Origin of the sequence: Corallococcus carmarthensis (assembly GCF_003611695.1) — a bacterium.
Lineage (GTDB): Bacteria > Myxococcota > Myxococcia > Myxococcales > Myxococcaceae > Corallococcus > Corallococcus carmarthensis.
The window spans coordinates 1-16,136 of sequence record NZ_RAWE01000103.1; the positions used below are offsets into that span (position 1 = coordinate 1).

Annotated in this window: 15 protein-coding genes; 5 read left to right on the plus strand and 10 right to left on the minus strand. The window is 71.1% G+C overall.

Features of this window, described 5'->3' with window-relative positions; translation table 11 throughout:
• The coding region (locus D7X32_RS24945) for an EamA family transporter (protein WP_147450252.1) at nucleotides 1-237 on the minus strand (237 nt) is incomplete at its 3' end.
• 203 nt (nucleotides 238-440) lie between these two features.
• Here D7X32_RS24945 and hrcA point away from each other — a divergent pair.
• Nucleotides 441-1,472 carry a heat-inducible transcriptional repressor HrcA gene (gene hrcA, locus D7X32_RS24950; RefSeq protein ID WP_120605075.1) on the plus strand — a complete coding sequence of 344 codons (1,032 nt, stop codon included), beginning with the start codon at nucleotides 441-443 and terminating at the stop codon, nucleotides 1,470-1,472.
• Nucleotides 1,473-1,476: 4 nt separating this feature from the next.
• On the opposite strand, the gene D7X32_RS24955 is transcribed toward hrcA, so the two are convergent.
• Nucleotides 1,477-2,430: a lipid kinase gene (locus D7X32_RS24955; RefSeq protein ID WP_171448193.1), complete on the minus strand. Its 954-nt coding sequence runs from the start codon at nucleotides 2,428-2,430 to the stop codon at nucleotides 1,477-1,479.
• A 259-nt stretch (nucleotides 2,431-2,689) separates the two neighbouring features.
• Here D7X32_RS24955 and D7X32_RS24960 point away from each other — a divergent pair, with 259 nt between their 5' ends.
• The gene (locus D7X32_RS24960) at nucleotides 2,690-3,166 is read left to right on the plus strand and encodes a transcriptional regulator (RefSeq protein WP_244239162.1); all 477 of its coding nucleotides are present in this window, start codon (nucleotides 2,690-2,692) and stop codon (nucleotides 3,164-3,166) included.
• A gap of 73 nt (nucleotides 3,167-3,239) precedes the next feature.
• On the opposite strand, the gene D7X32_RS24965 is transcribed toward D7X32_RS24960, so the two are convergent.
• The 3 genes from D7X32_RS24965 to D7X32_RS24975 all read right to left on the minus strand — a co-directional run bounded on the left by D7X32_RS24965 (nucleotide 3,240) and on the right by D7X32_RS24975 (nucleotide 5,269).
• Complete coding sequence (locus tag D7X32_RS24965; protein ID WP_120605076.1) at nucleotides 3,240-3,953, minus strand: HAD family hydrolase; 714 nt, start codon at nucleotides 3,951-3,953, stop codon at nucleotides 3,240-3,242.
• Between the two features lie 46 nt (nucleotides 3,954-3,999).
• The gene (locus D7X32_RS24970) at nucleotides 4,000-4,821 is read right to left on the minus strand and encodes a hypothetical protein (RefSeq protein WP_120605077.1); all 822 of its coding nucleotides are present in this window, start codon (nucleotides 4,819-4,821) and stop codon (nucleotides 4,000-4,002) included.
• A gap of 100 nt (nucleotides 4,822-4,921) precedes the next feature.
• Nucleotides 4,922-5,269: a hypothetical protein gene (locus D7X32_RS24975; RefSeq protein ID WP_120551649.1), complete on the minus strand. Its 348-nt coding sequence runs from the start codon at nucleotides 5,267-5,269 to the stop codon at nucleotides 4,922-4,924.
• 214 nt (nucleotides 5,270-5,483) lie between these two features.
• Between D7X32_RS24975 and D7X32_RS24980 the strand changes: the two genes are divergently transcribed.
• The 3 genes from D7X32_RS24980 to yoaA all read left to right on the plus strand — a co-directional run bounded on the left by D7X32_RS24980 (nucleotide 5,484) and on the right by yoaA (nucleotide 9,446).
• On the plus strand, nucleotides 5,484-6,485 hold the full coding sequence (locus tag D7X32_RS24980; RefSeq protein WP_120605078.1) for a site-2 protease family protein: 1,002 nt from the start codon (nucleotides 5,484-5,486) through the stop codon (nucleotides 6,483-6,485).
• Complete coding sequence (locus tag D7X32_RS24985) at nucleotides 6,482-7,297, plus strand: hypothetical protein (RefSeq protein ID WP_120605079.1); 816 nt, start codon at nucleotides 6,482-6,484, stop codon at nucleotides 7,295-7,297. The genes D7X32_RS24980 and D7X32_RS24985 overlap by 4 nt, the downstream gene beginning before the upstream one ends.
• A 151-nt stretch (nucleotides 7,298-7,448) precedes the next feature.
• Nucleotides 7,449-9,446: a DNA repair helicase YoaA gene (gene yoaA / locus D7X32_RS24990; RefSeq protein WP_120605080.1), complete on the plus strand. Its 1,998-nt coding sequence runs from the start codon at nucleotides 7,449-7,451 to the stop codon at nucleotides 9,444-9,446.
• Here yoaA and D7X32_RS24995 read toward each other — a convergent pair.
• From D7X32_RS24995 to D7X32_RS25015, 5 genes are all read right to left on the minus strand, one after another.
• Nucleotides 9,400-11,577: a TonB-dependent receptor gene (locus tag D7X32_RS24995; RefSeq protein ID WP_120605081.1), complete on the minus strand. Its 2,178-nt coding sequence runs from the start codon at nucleotides 11,575-11,577 to the stop codon at nucleotides 9,400-9,402. The genes yoaA and D7X32_RS24995 overlap by 47 nt on opposite strands.
• Nucleotides 11,578-11,708: 131 nt before the next feature.
• Entirely contained in the window at nucleotides 11,709-12,131 is a 423-nt protein-coding gene (locus tag D7X32_RS25000; RefSeq protein ID WP_244239163.1) for a DUF5684 domain-containing protein, read from the minus strand.
• Between the two features lie 115 nt (nucleotides 12,132-12,246).
• The gene (locus D7X32_RS25005) at nucleotides 12,247-13,353 is read right to left on the minus strand and encodes a type IV pilus twitching motility protein PilT (RefSeq protein WP_120605082.1); all 1,107 of its coding nucleotides are present in this window, start codon (nucleotides 13,351-13,353) and stop codon (nucleotides 12,247-12,249) included.
• 1 nt (nucleotide 13,354) lies between these two features.
• Complete coding sequence (locus D7X32_RS25010) at nucleotides 13,355-15,211, minus strand: type IV pilus twitching motility protein PilT (RefSeq protein ID WP_120605083.1); 1,857 nt, start codon at nucleotides 15,209-15,211, stop codon at nucleotides 13,355-13,357.
• Between the two features lie 181 nt (nucleotides 15,212-15,392).
• Nucleotides 15,393-15,932: a GNAT family N-acetyltransferase gene (locus D7X32_RS25015; RefSeq protein WP_120605084.1), complete on the minus strand. Its 540-nt coding sequence runs from the start codon at nucleotides 15,930-15,932 to the stop codon at nucleotides 15,393-15,395.
• Between the last annotated feature and the right edge of the window lie 204 nt (nucleotides 15,933-16,136).

Sequence of the window (16,136 nt, forward strand, 5' to 3'; positions counted from 1 at the left end):
CCACTGACGCACCCCCGGCCCCGGCTGCCCCTTCAGCCGCAATCCGGCGAACAGCAGCCCGCCCGCCAGCAGGAAGCGCAGCCCCGCCATCCGGAACGGCGGAAAACCCGCCAGCGCGAACCGCATCGCCAGGTAGGTCGACCCCCAGATGACGTAGAGCGCGAAGAGGCTGAACAGCAGCCGGCCCCGGTGGGGCGCGGGCTCGGAAACGTCGGTCGTCGCGGTCGCGGTCGTCACGGCGGCGGCCTTCTAACCCCCGTCACCCTCCAGGGCGATGTGCGCTTTCCCGTACCCGCCCCGCAGGCCGGCGAACCAGCGCCCCGCCTGCCTGCCCTCCGGGAGACCCCTCCGGATTGAATGCCTCGGGCGTCCCTTTTAGAATTCTACAGGAGGCATGGAGACCCGAGTCCGGGCCTGCCGCTTCCGGAGCGTGAGCGGGAATGCCCGACGAGTTGGGTGAGCGCGAGAAGGAAGTCCTCCGAGCCGTGGTGCAGGAGTACATCACCACGGGCGGTCCGGTCGGCAGCCAGCAACTGACGCGCCGCGGGGAGTTCGAAGTCTCCTCCGCGACCATGCGCAACGTGCTCGCCGACCTGGAGGCCCTGGGCTTCCTGGAGAAGCCCCACACCTCCGCCGGCCGCGTGCCCACCGACCGGGGCTACCGCTTCTACGTGGACACCCTGGTGAAGCTGCGCGACCCCGCCCCGCGCGACCGCGAGCTCATCCACGCCGGGCTCGTCCACGAGTCCAGCCTGGACGACATCCTGTCGGAGGCCAGCCGCGTGCTGCACTCGCTCACGCGCCACGCGGGCGTCGTCCTCACGCCCCGCCCCGACGCCGCCGTGTTCCAGCGCATCGAGTTCCTGCGCCTGCGCGAGAACCGCGTGCTCGCCATCCTCGTGGGCCAGAACGGCCAGGTGCACAACAAGGCGCTCACCGTGGACTTCCCGGTGACGTCCGACGAGCTCATCAAGGCCAGCAACTACCTCTCCGAACTGCTGCACCAGGTGCCCCTGGAGGAGGCGCGCGAGCGCATCCGCGCGGAGATGGACCAGGAGCAGGCCCTCTACAACGCGCTGACCGCCAAGGCCCTCAAGCTGGGCGCCGCCGCCACCGACCTGCAGACGCCCGAGCGCGTGCTCATCGAGGGCACCGGCTCCTTCCTGGAGCAGCCCGAGTTCGCGGACGTGGAGCGCATCCGCGCGCTGTTCCGCGCCCTGGATGAGAAGCACAAGCTGCTGCACCTGCTGGACCGCGTGCAGCGCACCAAGGAGATGCACGTCTTCATCGGCGCGGAGAGCGAGTTCTCCGCCGCCGGCGACGTCACCGTCATCGCCAGCCCCTACGGCACGGCGGAGGCGGTGCTGGGCACCGTGGGCGTCATCGGGCCCACGCGCATGGACTACCGGCGCGTGATTCCCCTGGTGAACTTCACCGCCCAGGTGCTCTCCAGCGTGCTGGAGAAGGTGTAGCGCCCTACTGCGGCGCGGGCGCGTAGACGCGCAGCGCCGCGGGGGCCACTTCGAAGCGCATGGGCGTCATGCCCACGTTCTCCCCGTCCGCGTTCACCTCCATGGGCGGATCCGTCTCCACGACGAGCCGGGAGGTGTGCAGGTGCACCACGGCCTCGTGCTCCAGGTGCCCGCCGCTGCGCATGCCCATCGCCACGCGCGCCAGCGTGGCCACGTCCTGCAGGTGGCCCAGCCCCGTGCGCTCCCCGCCGTCCGCCGCGGAGGGCGCGGTGATGGCGTAGACGTGGAACTTGCGGTCGTCCAGCGTGGCGTCCGGCGCCACCATGTTGCCCGCGCCGTGGTAGCGGCCGTTGCCCACCACCAGCTGGAGCGCGTCCACCTCCAGCGTCTGGGCGTCCGCCTGGAGCCGGACGTGGAAGGGCTGCAGCGTGCGCATCTCCGCGGCGGCGGCCATGGGATAGGCCAGCTTCCCGGCGCGCTGCTTCAATTCCTGCGTGAGCCGCTTCGCGATGGCGGTCGTGAGCCCCAGGCTGGCGGCGTTGAGGAAGGGCCGCCCGTTGACGAGCCCCACGTCCACGCGCGCCGTGTAGCCGCCGGCGATGACGTCGCACGCGGCCTCCAGCGTGTCCGGGATGCCCAGCGAGCGCGCGAAGTCGTTGCCGGTGCCCAGCGGCACCACGCCCAGCGTCACGTCGCGGCCCATCAGCGCCTGCACCGCGCAGCTGATGGTGCCGTCGCCTCCTCCCACGAGGATGCGGCGGGCCCCCTGGGCGATGGCTTCCTCCACCACCTTGCGCAGGCGCTTGGGCCGCGTCAGCGCGTGCGCGGCCATGAGGGGGATGCCGTGGGCGGCCAACAGCGCGCGGGCGTTCTCGAAGGCGTCACGCCCCGAGCGCGAGCGCGTATTCACCACCAGGACCGCGGGCCCTCCATCCAGGTGGCGAAGGCGCGGCGGCACATTGAGTGCGGGTTCCAGGTGAGACCTCGGCTTTCTGTCCAGCGTCTCCAAGCTGCGCACGACAGGACGCCGGCACCAGCGGGACCCGGGCGATAAGGGTGGGGACTCTGTCCATTCCCCACCCGCGCGGCCGGAGGGCTTCCGCGAGTGGACAGGGGTAGGGGGCTGGCGGGTTCCCTCCCTGGGTAGGCGTGTTCACCTTGCAGGCGACGCGGACTCCGTGCCTCGGACCCGCGCCGGGACATTCTCCAGGAGGGTGATGATGGCGCGTGGAAGCAAGGACAAGTACTCGGCGAAGCAGAAGCGCATGGCCGAGCACATCGAGAAGGGCTACGAGAACAAGGGCACCCGCGAGAAGACCGCGGAGGCCCGCGCGTGGGCCACCGTGAACAAGCTCACCGGCGGCGGAGAGAAGGGCGGTTCCGGCAGCAAGGCGAAGGCGGCCCGCCAGCGCCCCGCGGCCCGCAAGAACGCGCGCAAGGCCGGACGCGTGGGCGGCAAGCGCCGCGCGGCCACCGCGAAGAAGAGCGCCACCTCCCGCGGCAAGAGGGCCGCTCCCGCCCGGGCCAAGCGCATCACCACCGGCCGCAAGGCCACTCGTACTGGCACCGCCGGCAAGCGCTCCACGGCCCGCAAGAGCAGCACGGCTCGCAAGAGCAGCACCGCGCGCCGGGGAACGGCGCGCAAGAGCACGGCATCCCGTTCACGCGCGAAGCGGGGCGGTTCGCGCAAGTAGCGTCCGAAAAGGGCTCCACCGGTGGCCACGCGTTCGTGGCTACCGGGGGCGCGCCTTCACCCCTTCACGGACTTCAGCGCGACTCCTCGTCCTTGGAGGTGTCCCGCGACGCCGCGTCCCAGGGCCAGGTCTCCGGGTCCTCTTCCAGGCGGCGCAGCAGCTCCGCGGGGTCCTTCACCAGCGTGCGGCAGCCGGCCGTGCGCAGGTCATCCGGGCGGAAGCCGCCGCACAGCATGCCCACGGTCGACAGATGCAGCTTGCCCGCGGCGAGCGCGTCGTAGGGCGTGTCGCCCACCACCACCACCGTGGCGGGGTCCGGCTTGCCCAGCTTCGTGAGCGCCGCCTCGAAGATGTCCGGGTGCGGCTTGCTCTTGTCGACCTCTTCCTTGTTCGTCTTCGCCTCGAACAGGCCGTCGATGCCGCACAGCTCCACGTAGCGCTTGAGCTCGTCGTCGTTGGCGCTGGAGGCCAGGGCCACCTTCCGGCCGCGCTTGCGCAGCTGCTGGAACAGCTCCTTCACGCGCGGGAAGGGGCGCACCTTGGGCAGGAACTCGCGCTTGAAGAGCGCGGAGCGGTACTCGTCCAGGTCCTTGCCGAAGCGCTCCAGCTCCTCGTCGTTGAAGAAGACGGGCAACAGCTGGTCCGCGCCCTTGCCAATCTGGCTGCGCACATGCGCGAACGGGATGTCCCGGCCGAACTCGATGAACGACCGGCGCCAGGCCTCGGCGTGTTCGTCCACGGAATCGATCAGCGTTCCATCCACGTCGAAGATGACGTTCTCGACCATGCGCGGCAAACCTCCGCCGCCAAGGTGGCGATGGGAGGCGTGCGGGTCAACCGCCCGCGGGGGGCTTCGGTCCACTCTCCTGCGCTTCGCTGTCCACGAGTGTCCGGGTCTGTACGCTGTATCCGTCCGGCGTGGCGGGGGTGAAGGCGTCGTTGGGCAGGGAGGCCTTCAGGTCCACCTTGGTCAGCACCGTCTCCCCCTGCTTCGCGTCCCCCAGCCAGCGCGTGAGCTTTCGCGGCACGCACAGGCCCAGGGCCGCGTCGCAGTGCTCCTCCTCCATCCGCACCTCCGCCCGGGTGCCGTCCGGCGCACGCGTCTTCTTGGCCAGGAAGTCCAGCGAGGGCCAGCGCAGCACGTACGTCACCTCCACGCCGCCGCCCGCCTCGCCCTCCAGCGCCATGGTCAGCTCCACGGCCTCCTTCGCCTGGGGAAGGCCGGGGGTGCGCTTCGCCTTCGTGCTGCGCAAGAGCAGCGGCGCGCGGAAGCCGTCCGGCACGAAGGGGGTGAAGATTTCGGTGAGGAAGGCGGACAGCTTCTCCGCGGAGACCTGGGACGTGAAGGTGGTGAACTGCTTCGTCGCCTCCACCTGCTCGTACAGGTGCTTGCCGTCCCACCACACCTGCCGCGCCTGGGGGGCGGACACGGTGCCGCGCATCTTCTGGGGCGCGCGGTACGCGAAGGTGAAGCCCGCGGAGGCCGTATCGCCTTCCGTCTGCGTGCCTTCCAGCTGGTAGGCCTGGAGCTTCGCGTCGCGCGCGGCCAGCTTCTCGCGCACCTGGGCCATCAGCTCCGCGTCGTTCGCGCCCCCGGAGGAGGACGAACGGCACGCGAGGAGGCACACGAGGGGCAGCAGGAGGAGGGCGCGCATGAGGAACTCGGACGCCGGCTGGGGAGCGGGCTTGAAATGGAAAAGGCCCCGCTGTCGCCAGGGGGCCTTCGGACTGCCTCGGTGAGGAGGCAGCTTCGGACTACTTCACCGCCACGCCGGTCGCGGAGGAGCTGGTGATGCCGATGATGGTGCCGAACAGGGCGAAGATGCCGTGACGGGGCGTGGTGCTCGCCGACTTCAGGTCCACCTTGGAGGCGCCCATGGCCTTCGCCTCGGTGATGAGGAGCTTGTTGACCACGGTGTCCAGGTCGCTCTGCACGATGTCGATGATGTGGAAGATCGCGGTCAGACCCAGCGAGCTGCCCTGGATGACGGCCACGGCCTCACCGTTGGCGGCGATCTCGGAGCCGGAGACGACGGCGGACTCGACGCTGGTGCAGCCCACGAGGGAGGCGGCGGCAACGGCGGACAGGATGAACTTCTTCATGGTTTTCTCCCCAACTGACGGTGGCTTGGATGTGGCGGGACAACCCGGACGGGCGCTCCGCCGTTCGGTGAAACCTCAAGCGGCGCGGTTCGTAGCAGAAGGCTTTTTCAAGTCAAGGACCCGGGTCGGGGTAATCCGAGTTGTGTTTGACACTTCATCCGCCGGGTGATGCGGGACCGGTCGCCCCTCTTGTGGACGTGAGGCATCTTCGCGCATGCACCCGGTTTCCGTTCCACGTCCCACCCCGTCCCGCGTCTGGCTGCACCTGCTGCTGTTCGGGGTGACGCTGGGGACGACGTTCCTGGCCTACCTGCTGCTCTTCGGGCGCTCCTTCCCGTTCAGCGAGGGCGGACTGCTGGCGGAGGACCGGACGCAGGCGCTGTTCTTCAGCGTGTCGCTCTTGGCCATCCTGGGCTCGCATGAGATGGGGCACTACGTGCTCGCGCGGTGGCACCGGGTGGATACGTCTTTGCCGTACTTCATCCCACTTCCGGTGCCGGGGAGCCTGGGCACGCTGGGCGCGGTCATCCGGCTGCGCGGGCGCATCCCCACGCGCAACGCCCTGGTGGACATTGGCGCCGCGGGGCCGCTGGCGGGCCTGGTGGTGGCGCTGCCCCTGCTCTACTGGGGGCTGTTGCACTCCACGGTGGTGGACTCGCCGCCGGTGCCGTCCGCGTTCCCCGGTGAGTCGTCGCTGTGGGTGCTGGGACAGAACCTGCTGCACTGGGCGATGGAGAAGGTGACGCAGGCGCCGCCCGGGATGGAGCCCGTCTACACGAGCCACCAGACGCTGTTCGGCGACAACCTCATCATGAAGGCGCTGACGTGGCTGGCGCTGGGGCCCGTGCCAGAGGGCAAGGACGTGGTGGTGCACCCGGTGGTGATGGCCGCGTGGTTCGGCCTGCTGGTGACGCTGCTCAACCTGCTGCCGGTGGGACAGCTGGACGGCGGGCACCTGACGTTCGCGGTGTTCGGTGCCAGGGCCCGCACGCTGGGCCAGGGCGTGGCCCTGGTGCTGCTCTTCCTCACCGTGTTCGTCACCGCGTCGTGGGGCCTGTGGCTGGTGGTGGCGAGCAAGGTCGTGGGCTTCGGCCACCCGGAGGTGGTGCGGCCGGAGGAGCCCCTGAGCCGCTCGCGCAAGGTCATCTGCGCGCTGTGCCTGCTGGCGCTGGTAGGGTGCGCGATGCCCATCCCCCTGCGAGAGGTCTGGTCATGAAGTACCAGTGCGAAGGCTGCGACCGGTTGGTCAAGGTGGAGACCTACGTCCTCGAGGACCACGCGCTGGCCGTGGCGTGCCCGGTGTGTGGGGCGTGGACTCGGGCGGCGCCTTCGAGCTCCAAGCCGGCCTCCCCGGGCCTCGCGCCCGGGCGTGGGGAGGAGCCGGGCGCGCGCGGTGGCGATGGCGCCGCGGTGGCGGTGTCCGCGACGGAGCCTGCCCCGGAGCCCGCTTGGAAGCCTGTTTCGGAGCCCTCCGCCGGCCCTCCGCCGCCGCCCTCGCGGCCCAGCGTCACCGCGCTGCGCGTGGTGCGTTCCGACGCGCCTCCGGTGGCCCCGCTCGTGCTGGACGGGGACCCCTTCCAGGCACCCCCGGGCCACTGCCCCAAGTGCGTGGCGCCCGTGCGCGACGAAGCCGGGGCCTGCGCGGCGTGCGGGCTGGTCTACGCCAACTTCATCCCGGACGAGCACCAGCCCTCCGGGGCCCTGGCCGGGGAGTGGCACGCGCTGCTGGAGACGTGGCACGACTGGGACGCGCATGACCGCCTGCTGTCCCAGGCGATGGGGCGGGGAGAGCTGGCCATGGCGGGCCGGCTGTACCGCATGCGGCTGGCCCGGGCGCCGGGCGACGCCCTGGCGCTGCGCGGACGGGACGAGGTGGTGCGCCGGGTGACGTCCGCGGCGCCGCTCGCCTCCGACGGACCCTCCCCGGCGATGGCGCGCAAGGTGAAGAACGCGGTGATGGGCTCGGTGCTGGTGATCGCCCTGGTGCTGGTGCTGGTGCTCTTCCAGATACTGCGCGACGCCTTCTAGGCGGAAGGCCCAAAGGGGCGCTGGCCGGCCCGCTTCCCGGGCGGGCGGAGGATATGGCTTCCCGGGCGCGTCCGGGAACGCGCGGGGGGCGCCGGGCGCTGTTATCCTGCGGGGCCGCCTTTCCGTCCTCCTGCCCCCCGAAGACCGCCGCATGTCCGCGCCCGCGCCCCGTCCCCCTTCTGTCGACAGCCTGCTGGGTCCTGGTGGCGCGCTGGAAGAGGCGCTGCCCGCGTACGAGCACCGTCCGGAGCAGCTCCAGATGGCGCGCGCCGTGGAGCGGGCCTTCTCCGAGGGCAGCTACCTGCTGGCGGAGGCCGGCACGGGCACGGGCAAGACGCTGGCCTACCTGGTGCCCGCGCTCCTGTCGGGGCGCAAGGTGGTGGTGTCCACGGCGACGAAGACGCTGCAGGACCAGGTGTTCTTCAAGGACCTGCCGCTGCTCAGCGAGAAGCTGGGGCTGCGCTTCGAGGCGGCGTACCTCAAGGGGCGCGGCAACTACCTGTGCCTGCACCGCTACGAGTCCTTCGAGAAGGATCCGCAGTTCGTCTCGCGTGAAGAGGCGAAGCAGTGGCCGCTGCTCAAGAAGTGGGTGACGCAGACGGAGACGGGGGACCGGGCGGAGCTGGACCTGCCGGAGTCCTTCGCCACGTGGTCGCGGCTGTCCACCACGTCGGAGACGTGCCTGGGTTCGCGCTGCTCGCTGTACGAGACGTGCTTCGTCACGCGGATGCGCAAGCGCGCGGAGGTCGCGGACCTGCTGGTGGTGAACCACCACCTGTTCTTCGCGGACCTGGCGCTGCGCAGCTCCGGCAAGCGCACGGAAGGCGTGCTGCCCTTCTACGACGCGGTCGTCTTCGACGAGGCGCACGCGCTGGAGGACGCGGCCAGCGGCCACTTCGGATGCAGCGTGTCCAACTACCGGCTGGAGGAGCTGTCGCGCGACGCGGTGGCCGCCCTTCAGGCGAAGGATGAGCGGCACGCGACGCTCTCCGCGCTGGCCCAGCGGGTGCGCTCGCACGCGGACGCGCTGTTCCTCCAGGCGCCGCGCGCGCTGGGGATGTCCAGCCAGGAGTCCACCGTGGCCCTGCGCCCGGAGACGATGGGCAAGCTGTCCGGCGCGCTGGAGCAGGTGCGCGAGGGACTGGCGGCGCTCGCGTCCTTCGCGGGCAGCGAGCGCGAACCGGAGCTGGCCGCCATCCACCGCCGCGCGGAGGAGATGGCGGAGCAGCTGTCCTTCCTGGAGAAGTCCGAGTCCGCGGACCACGTGTACTGGGCGGAGGCGCGCGGCAAGGGACTCTTCCTGCGCGCGAGCCCCATCGACGTGGCGAAGGAGCTGCGCGACCGGCTCTACGGCGCGCTGGACACGGTGGTGTTCACCTCCGCGACGCTCGCGGCGGACAGCCGCTTCGACTTCTTCGCCAAGCGCATGGGCATGTACGACGACGAGGGCCAGCCGGTGACGCGCGTGCGCACGCTGGCGGTGCCCAGCCCGTTCGACTTCCCGCGCCAGTCCGCGCTGTACCTGCCCACGCACCTGCCGGACCCCAGCGCCCCGGGCTTCATCGAGGCGGCGGCGGAAGAAATCATCCAGCTGTGTGAAGTGACGGGCGGGCGCGCGTTCGTGCTCTTCACGTCCCTGCGCAACATGGTGCGCGCGTACGAGCTGACGGCGACGCGGCTGCCCTACCAGGCGCTGCTCCAGGGCGAACGGCCCAAGCAGCAGCTGCTGGACGCGTTCCGTCAGACGCCCAGCGTGCTCTTCGCCGCGCACAGCTTCTGGGAGGGCGTGGACGTGCCCGGGGACGCGCTGAGCCTGGTCATCATCGACCGGCTCCCCTTCGCGTCGCCGGGCGACCCGCTGGTGGCCGCGCGCATCCGCCAGATTCAGGCGCGCGGGGAAGAGCCGTTCGACCAGTACCAGCTGCCGCAGGCGGCGCTGGCGCTGCGGCAGGGCTTCGGGCGGCTCATCCGCACGCAGGCGGACCGGGGCATCGTGGCGATGCTGGACCGCCGCATCGTGACCAAGAGCTACGGCCGCGTGTTCCTCTCCAGCCTGCCGCCCGCGAAGCGGATGGAGGACACGACGGAGCTGAGCCGCTGGTTCAACGGCCCGGTGCGCCCGGTGCCGCCCGTGCGTTCGATTCGCTGAACACGTCGCGCAGGCGCAGGCCCACGCGTGCCTGGAAGGGCGGGGCCAGGGTGTCCACGCCCGCGCGGCCCGCGAGGTACTGGCGGTCGAAGAGGTTCTCCACCGCGCCGAAGGCGTCCACCTTCCAGAACAGGTGGCGGCTCACGAACAGGTCCACCACCGCCGCGCCGCCCATGCCGCGCGTGTTGAGGTCGTCCTCGTACTGCGGACCGAACACGCGCAGCTGCGCGGTGACGGAGACGATGGACGGGTCGTCGAAGGTGACCGCGAGCGAGCCCCGATGCCTGGGGTCCTGCGGCAGCTGACGACCCAAGAGGTCGGGCTGGCCGGGAGCGCGGGTGACGACGGGGTCCACGAAGGTGTAGGCGGCGAGGGCGGCCCACTGCCGTGACAGGCGCCAGTCCGCGCCCAGCTCCACGCCTCGCACGCGCGCCCGGCCCAGGTTCTGACGCTGGCGGGTGCTGCCGTCCGGCAGGGGCGTGGCGAGGGTGACGTTGGTGACGGGCGCGTCCAGCACGTTCCAGAAGCCGGTGCCCCGGCCGGTGAGCCCGCGCGGGCCGGTGGCCTCCACGCCGGCCTCGGTGCCCCAGAGGCGTTCAGCGCCCAGGTCCGGGTTCGCGGCGGTGAGGACGGTGCCCACCTGGAAGGGACGGTAGAGCTCGTTGAGGGTGGGCGCGCGGAAGGCGCGGTACGCGGAGGCGCGCAGGGTGAGCCACTCCAGCGGTCGCACGCGCGCGGCCAGGCGCGGGCTGAGCTGGCGGGCGGTGCGGGGGTCGAACTCCGTGACGGTGGTGGTGCCGTTCGCGAAGCTCTCCAGCTGGCGGCCGTCGAGGTTGCGCCACGTGTCCCAGCGCAGCGTGCCGGCGAACTCCAGCGCGGGGGACACGGTGTAGAGGTCCTGCACGAAGACGCCGCCGGACACCTGCGTGCCCTGGGTGGTGCGCGCGTAGAGCGTTGTCGCGGTGTAGGCGGAGGGGAAGAGCAGCTCGTCGGCCCTGCCGTTTGAGCGGCGCACGTCCACGCCCGCGGCGAGCACGTGGGTTCCGCCCAGCGTCATCTCCGGGCCGGTCCAGACGAGCGAGCCACCCTGATCATTCGCGGGCACGTCCTGGAGGGCGGAGCGGACCTCGAAGTTCCGGTCCGGGGTGATGCGGGCGCGGTCCTGGGCGAAGTGCTGGGTGCGGCCGAAGAGGCCCAGCTCGAAGGTGCCCGCGGCGTCCGTGCGCAGGCGGGCGTTCGCGGCGAACCACGCGAGGTCCACGCTGGCGACGGTGTACTGGGTGCCGCCATTCTGGTGCTCGCGAAACACGCCCGCGCGGGCGGAGAGGGAGAGGTGGTCGGTGGCCTCCGCTTCGACGCGCGCCTGGGCGCTGACGTGCTGGGACGGGGTGTCACTGTCGATGCGGCCGCGCTGGTCCGCGGAGACGATGCGGTAGCCGTCGCTGGTGAGGCCCTCTACCTCCAGCGAAGCGCCCACGCGGCCCCAGCGGTCCGCGACGCGAGCGGCGACGAAGCCGGTGCGCAGGTTGCCCACGGACACGTCGGCGTCGAGCACCGGGCCGGTGATGGGCCGGGAGAACAGCTGCACCACGCCGCCCAGCGCGGCGCTGCCATAGAGCGCGGAGCCGCCGGTGGGGACGACCTCGATGCGGTCCAGGCCCAGGCGGGGCAGGGCGCGCCAGAAGACCCAGCCGCCGTAGGGGTCGTTGAAGGGAAGCCCATCCAGCAGCACGAGCCCGCGAGCCACGCCAGAAGGCGCGAGCCCCCGCAGGTTGAGCCCCTGCGCGGTGGGGTCCGCGACGAGGGACGGCGTGCGGCGGAACGTGGCCGCGGACGGCAGCGTGCGGACGAGCGCGTCCTGGGTGAGCGTGGGGCTGCGCTCCATCTCCGCGCGCGGAATCACCACGGTGGTGGCGGGCACGTCGCGGAGCGGACGCGGCAGGCGCGTCGTGGTGACGACCGTGCGGGTTTCGCGGGGAGGCTCGGGCTCGGGGGCAGCGGGCGCGGCGGCTTCCGGCTCGGGAGGTGTTCCCCCATCCACGGCCTGCGCGGTGGCCACTCCGGGCAGCAGCAACGCCCATGCGAGGCGGTAGGCGGGTGACAGACGGGAAGGAGCGCGCGGTCCAGGCATCACGCTCCGCTTACTGGATGTCGGGCTCCCGGGCGAGCCATGGCGGGGCTTCCGGAAACACGAACGGCGGTGAAGTGACCCGAAGGCCCCTCCACCGCCGCCGTTCACGGCCGGAAAGCCGCGTGCGGAAACTACGCCGCGGAGACGCCACCGCCAGCGGCGGCCGGGCCCTGGTACTGCGCGTCGCCGAAGCCGAGGATGGCGTAGAAGACCGGGCCGAGCAGCGCCAGGCCGATGCCGAAGCCCGTGCCCTTTCCGAACGACTTCGCCATGTCGATGCTGATGATGAACAGCGCGATGAAGTTCACGCACGGCAGGAGCGCCAGCACCACCCACCACGCCGGACGGCCGACAATCTGGGTCAGCACGTAGATGTTGTAGAAGGGCACGATGGCCGCCCACCCGGGCTGGCCCGCCTTGACGAACGTCTTCCACATGCCGGCGACGATGACGCCGATGAACGCCAGGTAGAAGATCCAGAACAGCGGGCCCGGGCCCGCCGACTGCTGGTCCTGCATCTGCTGCATCATCTGAAGCTGCTGGTCCTCGTTCATGACTTCCCCCTCGGAAGTGTGGGACCCCCCTCGGTGGGCGGGTCCAAGTTCACTCCCGAACAAAGGCGAAGTCGGGGGGGGAAAGCAAATTCCTTCACCTCCCCGGGTCGGGCGCTCAGGCCTTCAGCGTCTCCGGCACCGCCCAGTCCGGCTTCAGCCGCTGGATGACCTTCACGAAATTCTCCTTGTCCTGGGCTTTCTCCAGGGCGGCGTCCGGGAGGATGACGTTGTCCTTCACCAGCCGCTCCAGGTGCATGTCCAGGGTCTGCATGCCCACGCCCTGACCGGACTGCATCTTGGAGGTGATTTGGAACACCTTGCCCTCGCGGATCATGGCGGCGATGGCGGGGCCCCCCACCAGGATTTCGAGCGCGGCGACGCGGCCCTTGCCGTCCGCGGTCTTGATGAGCTGCTGGGCGACGATGCCGGCCAGCGACTCCGCGAGCATGCCGCGCACCTGGCCCTGCTCGTCCGCGGGGAAGGCGTTGATGATGCGGTCGATGGTGGCGGGGGCGCTGTTGGTGTGCACCGTGGCGAAGACGAGCACGCCGAAGCTGGCCAACTGGAGCGCCAGCTTCATGGTCTCGTTGGTGCGAAGCTCGCCAATGAGGATGACGTTGGGGTCCTCGCGGCCGGCGGAGCGGATGGCGGTGGCGAAGCTGGAGGCGTGCGGGCCCACCTCGCGGTGGGTGACCTGGGCCTTGAGCGATTCGTGCACGAACTCCACCGGGTCCTCGATGGTGAGCACGTGCGACGCGCGCGTCTTGTTGATGTGGTTGATCATCCCCGCGAGCGTCGTGGACTTGCCGCTGCCCGTGGGGCCCGTCACCAGCACCAGCCCGCTGCGGCGGTCCGCCATCTTGCGCACCACCTCCGGCGTCTTCAGCTCCTCCAGCGACAGCACCTTGCTGGGGATGGTGCGGAACACGGCGCCAATGCCGGTCATCTTGTAGAAGTAGTTCGCGCGGAAGCGGGCCTTGGTGCCGTAGCCGTAGGCGAAGTCCAGGTCCAGCTCCTCCACGATCTGCCGCTTCTGTTCCGGTGAGCAGATTTCGAAGAGCAGCTCCTCCAACTCCTCGGTGGTGAGCGGCTCGTCACGTAAAGGCACGAGCTCGCCGCGGATGCGGCCCAGGGGCGGGTAGCCCACGCCCAGGTGCAGGTCGCTGCCCTTCCTGTCCAGCAGCACGTCGAACCAGGCCGCGATGCGAGGGGTGTCCGTCATGTCAGGCGCCCTTCTTGCCAAGCAGTGAGCCCACCTTGGACAGCATCCGCGCGCCCTCTTGGGCGGAGGCGGGCGGGGCCACGGTGGGCGCGGCGCCGGGGCGCTTGCCCGTCACCATGGCCTCGATTTCATCCGGGTTCTCCGCGAAGCCCTTCACGGTCTCCAGCGTCGCCCTGCCGGAGCGGGCCAGTTCCGACAGCGAGTCCTCGAAGCGGATGATGCCCAGCGACTTGCCGCGCTGCTGGAGCGAGGGGATCTGGAACGTCTTGTTGTCGCGGATGAGGTTGCCCAGGGCCACGGAGCCGGTGAGCACCTCCGCGGCGGCGACCATGGACTTGCCATCCGCGCTGGGCATCAGCCGCTGGCTGACGATGAGGCGCAGGCCGCTGGAGAGCGACAGGCGCACTTGCTGCTGGTCGCCCGGCGGGAAGAGGTCGATGAGCCGGTCGATGGTCTTCGCCGCGCTGGGCGTGTTCATGGTGCTGATGAGCAGGTGGCCCGTCTCGCTGGCCGCGAGCGCCATGCGCACGGTCTCCGTGTCGCGCAGCTCGCCCACGACGATGACGTCCGGGTCCTCGCGGAGGCTGCCCTTGAGGGCGCTGGCGAAGGTGCGGGTGGCGGTGCCCACCTCTCGCTGGCTGATGAGGGCGCGCTTGCGCGGGTGCACGTACTCCACCGGGTCCTCCACGGTGAGCACGTGGTGGGTCGTCTCCCGGTTGATGATGTCCACCAGCGCCGCGAGCGTGCTCGTCTTGCCGTGGCCGGACGGGCCGGTGAGCACGATGAGGCCCTGGTGGTGGTGCGTGGCCTTGGCGATGTCCGGGGGCAGGCCCAGCGATTCCAGGGTGGGGATTTCACGGGCGATGAGGCGGAAGACGCCCTTGAGGCCCGTGCGCTGGCGGCCCACGTTGACGCGGAAGCGGCCGGTGTCCTCGGAGTCCAGCGCGAAGTCCACGCTGCCGTCCTTCTCCAGCACGGGCCGCAGCCGCTCCGGGATGATGGGCAGCAGCAGCCGCTCCACCGTCTCCGGAGACAACGGCGTGTCCTGCGGCAGCAGCTCCCCGGCGATGCGCAGCAGCGGAGGCCGTCCCGCCACCAGGTGCAGGTCGCTGGCCTGCATGCTGCGCGCCTGCTCCAGCAGCACGGTCAGGTCGCGGCCCGGAGCGGAGGTCGCGCGCGAGATGGGAATGACCCGCGCGGGAGGATTCGCGCTGACGGCCGGGTGGGCCGCCGCGCTCACGTGGGCTGCGGATGCGCCCGGGTGAGCGGGAGCGCCCGCGTGAGTGGCCGCGCCGCCGTACGCGGAGGCCGCGCCCGCCAGGGGTGACGCGGCCGTGGCGCCAGGCGCTCCGCGCACCGTGGCGCCTCCCGCGCTGAGCCCACCGGGCTGGGCGGCCCGAGCGGCCGCCTCCACCGGTGCGGACGCGGCGGGCGCCCGCGTGGGGGCCGGCGCGGACACCGCCGGCATGCCCGCGTAGGGCGTCCGCGTGGGCGCGGCCGGTGCTGGAGCCGCGGGCGCTGGAGCTGCCGCTGGAGCCGCGGTCTGCGCCGCACCCTCCGTGCCTCGCGTGAGGCGCACGTTCATCAGCTCGCCCCGGCGCACCGCGGCGATGTTGATGGAGCCCAGACCGGTGGCGTTCACCGACCATTGCACCGGCGTCTCCGACACCGTGGACGCCCGCGCCATGCCCACCATCGCCTGGAGGGCCTTCACGAGCTCATCGGTGGAGAGGGCGCCGGGATCGACGGGCTCGTAGCCGCTGGCGCCGCGCACCATCGGAGGACGGCCGCTGGCCAGGGCCAGCTCGGTGATTCCAGGACGCGACAGATGACGCAGCAGTTCCGCGAGCGGTTTCATTCAGGGAGAGGCCCCCACCGCTTGCCGCGCGTCAGGCCCGGCGGGGTGGAAACTCCCCCGAGGATAGTCGACCGCCGCGTCCCAGGTCACCCGGGGGGCATGCCCCCAAATGCACGACGGGAGCGGCCGTGTGAGGGCCCCTCCCGTCGGGTACAACCGGACTTCGTGGGGGTGCGGCGGACTACAGCTCGCGCGACATCAGGAGCCGCAGCTTGCCGGACTTCTTGGAGACCACCGTGGCCACCGTGGTGAAGCCCGCCTTGCGGTAGAAGCCCACCGCGGGCGCGTTCGCGGGGTCCACGCGCAGCGCGATGGTCTTGCGGTACATGTCGCGCGCCGCGTCCAGCGCCTTGTCGAGCAGCATCGCGCCCACGCCGTGGCGCCGCAGCTCCGGCTTCACCACGATGTTGCGCAGGTAGGCCGCGCCCGGCACCGGGCCGTCGCGCTCCACCGTCACGTAGCCCACCACCTGGTTCTGGATCCGCGCCACGTGGAGGAAGGGCTTGAGCTGGGTGAGCGCCTTGAGGCTCTCCTCCTGGCTCTCCCCCCGCCCCTTCCAGGGCTCGGAGTTGGCGCGCAGGGCCGACACCGTCGTCAGGTCCTCGTCGGTGGGCGGACCGAATTTGACCCCGTTCACCAGATCATTGGGGAGCGTCGCTCCTTCCAGCACCGGCGTGGGGGCCGCCACCTCGACGCCAGGGTCCACCTGCTTCATCGTCATCGCCTTGCTCCTCCGTCGCGTCCGCGATCCTAACCGGTCCCCCCGTACCCATGCACGCGATCATTCCGCGCGCATTGTCCTGTTTTCCGTGTGGGGAGACGTCCTCCTCCCAGGCGGGAAGCAGGAACTACTCGAAACGTCGCGCGCGGGAGCATCATTCCGGGAAGACGCGTTCCGCCTCGCCGTCTGGACTGCGAGCGGCCT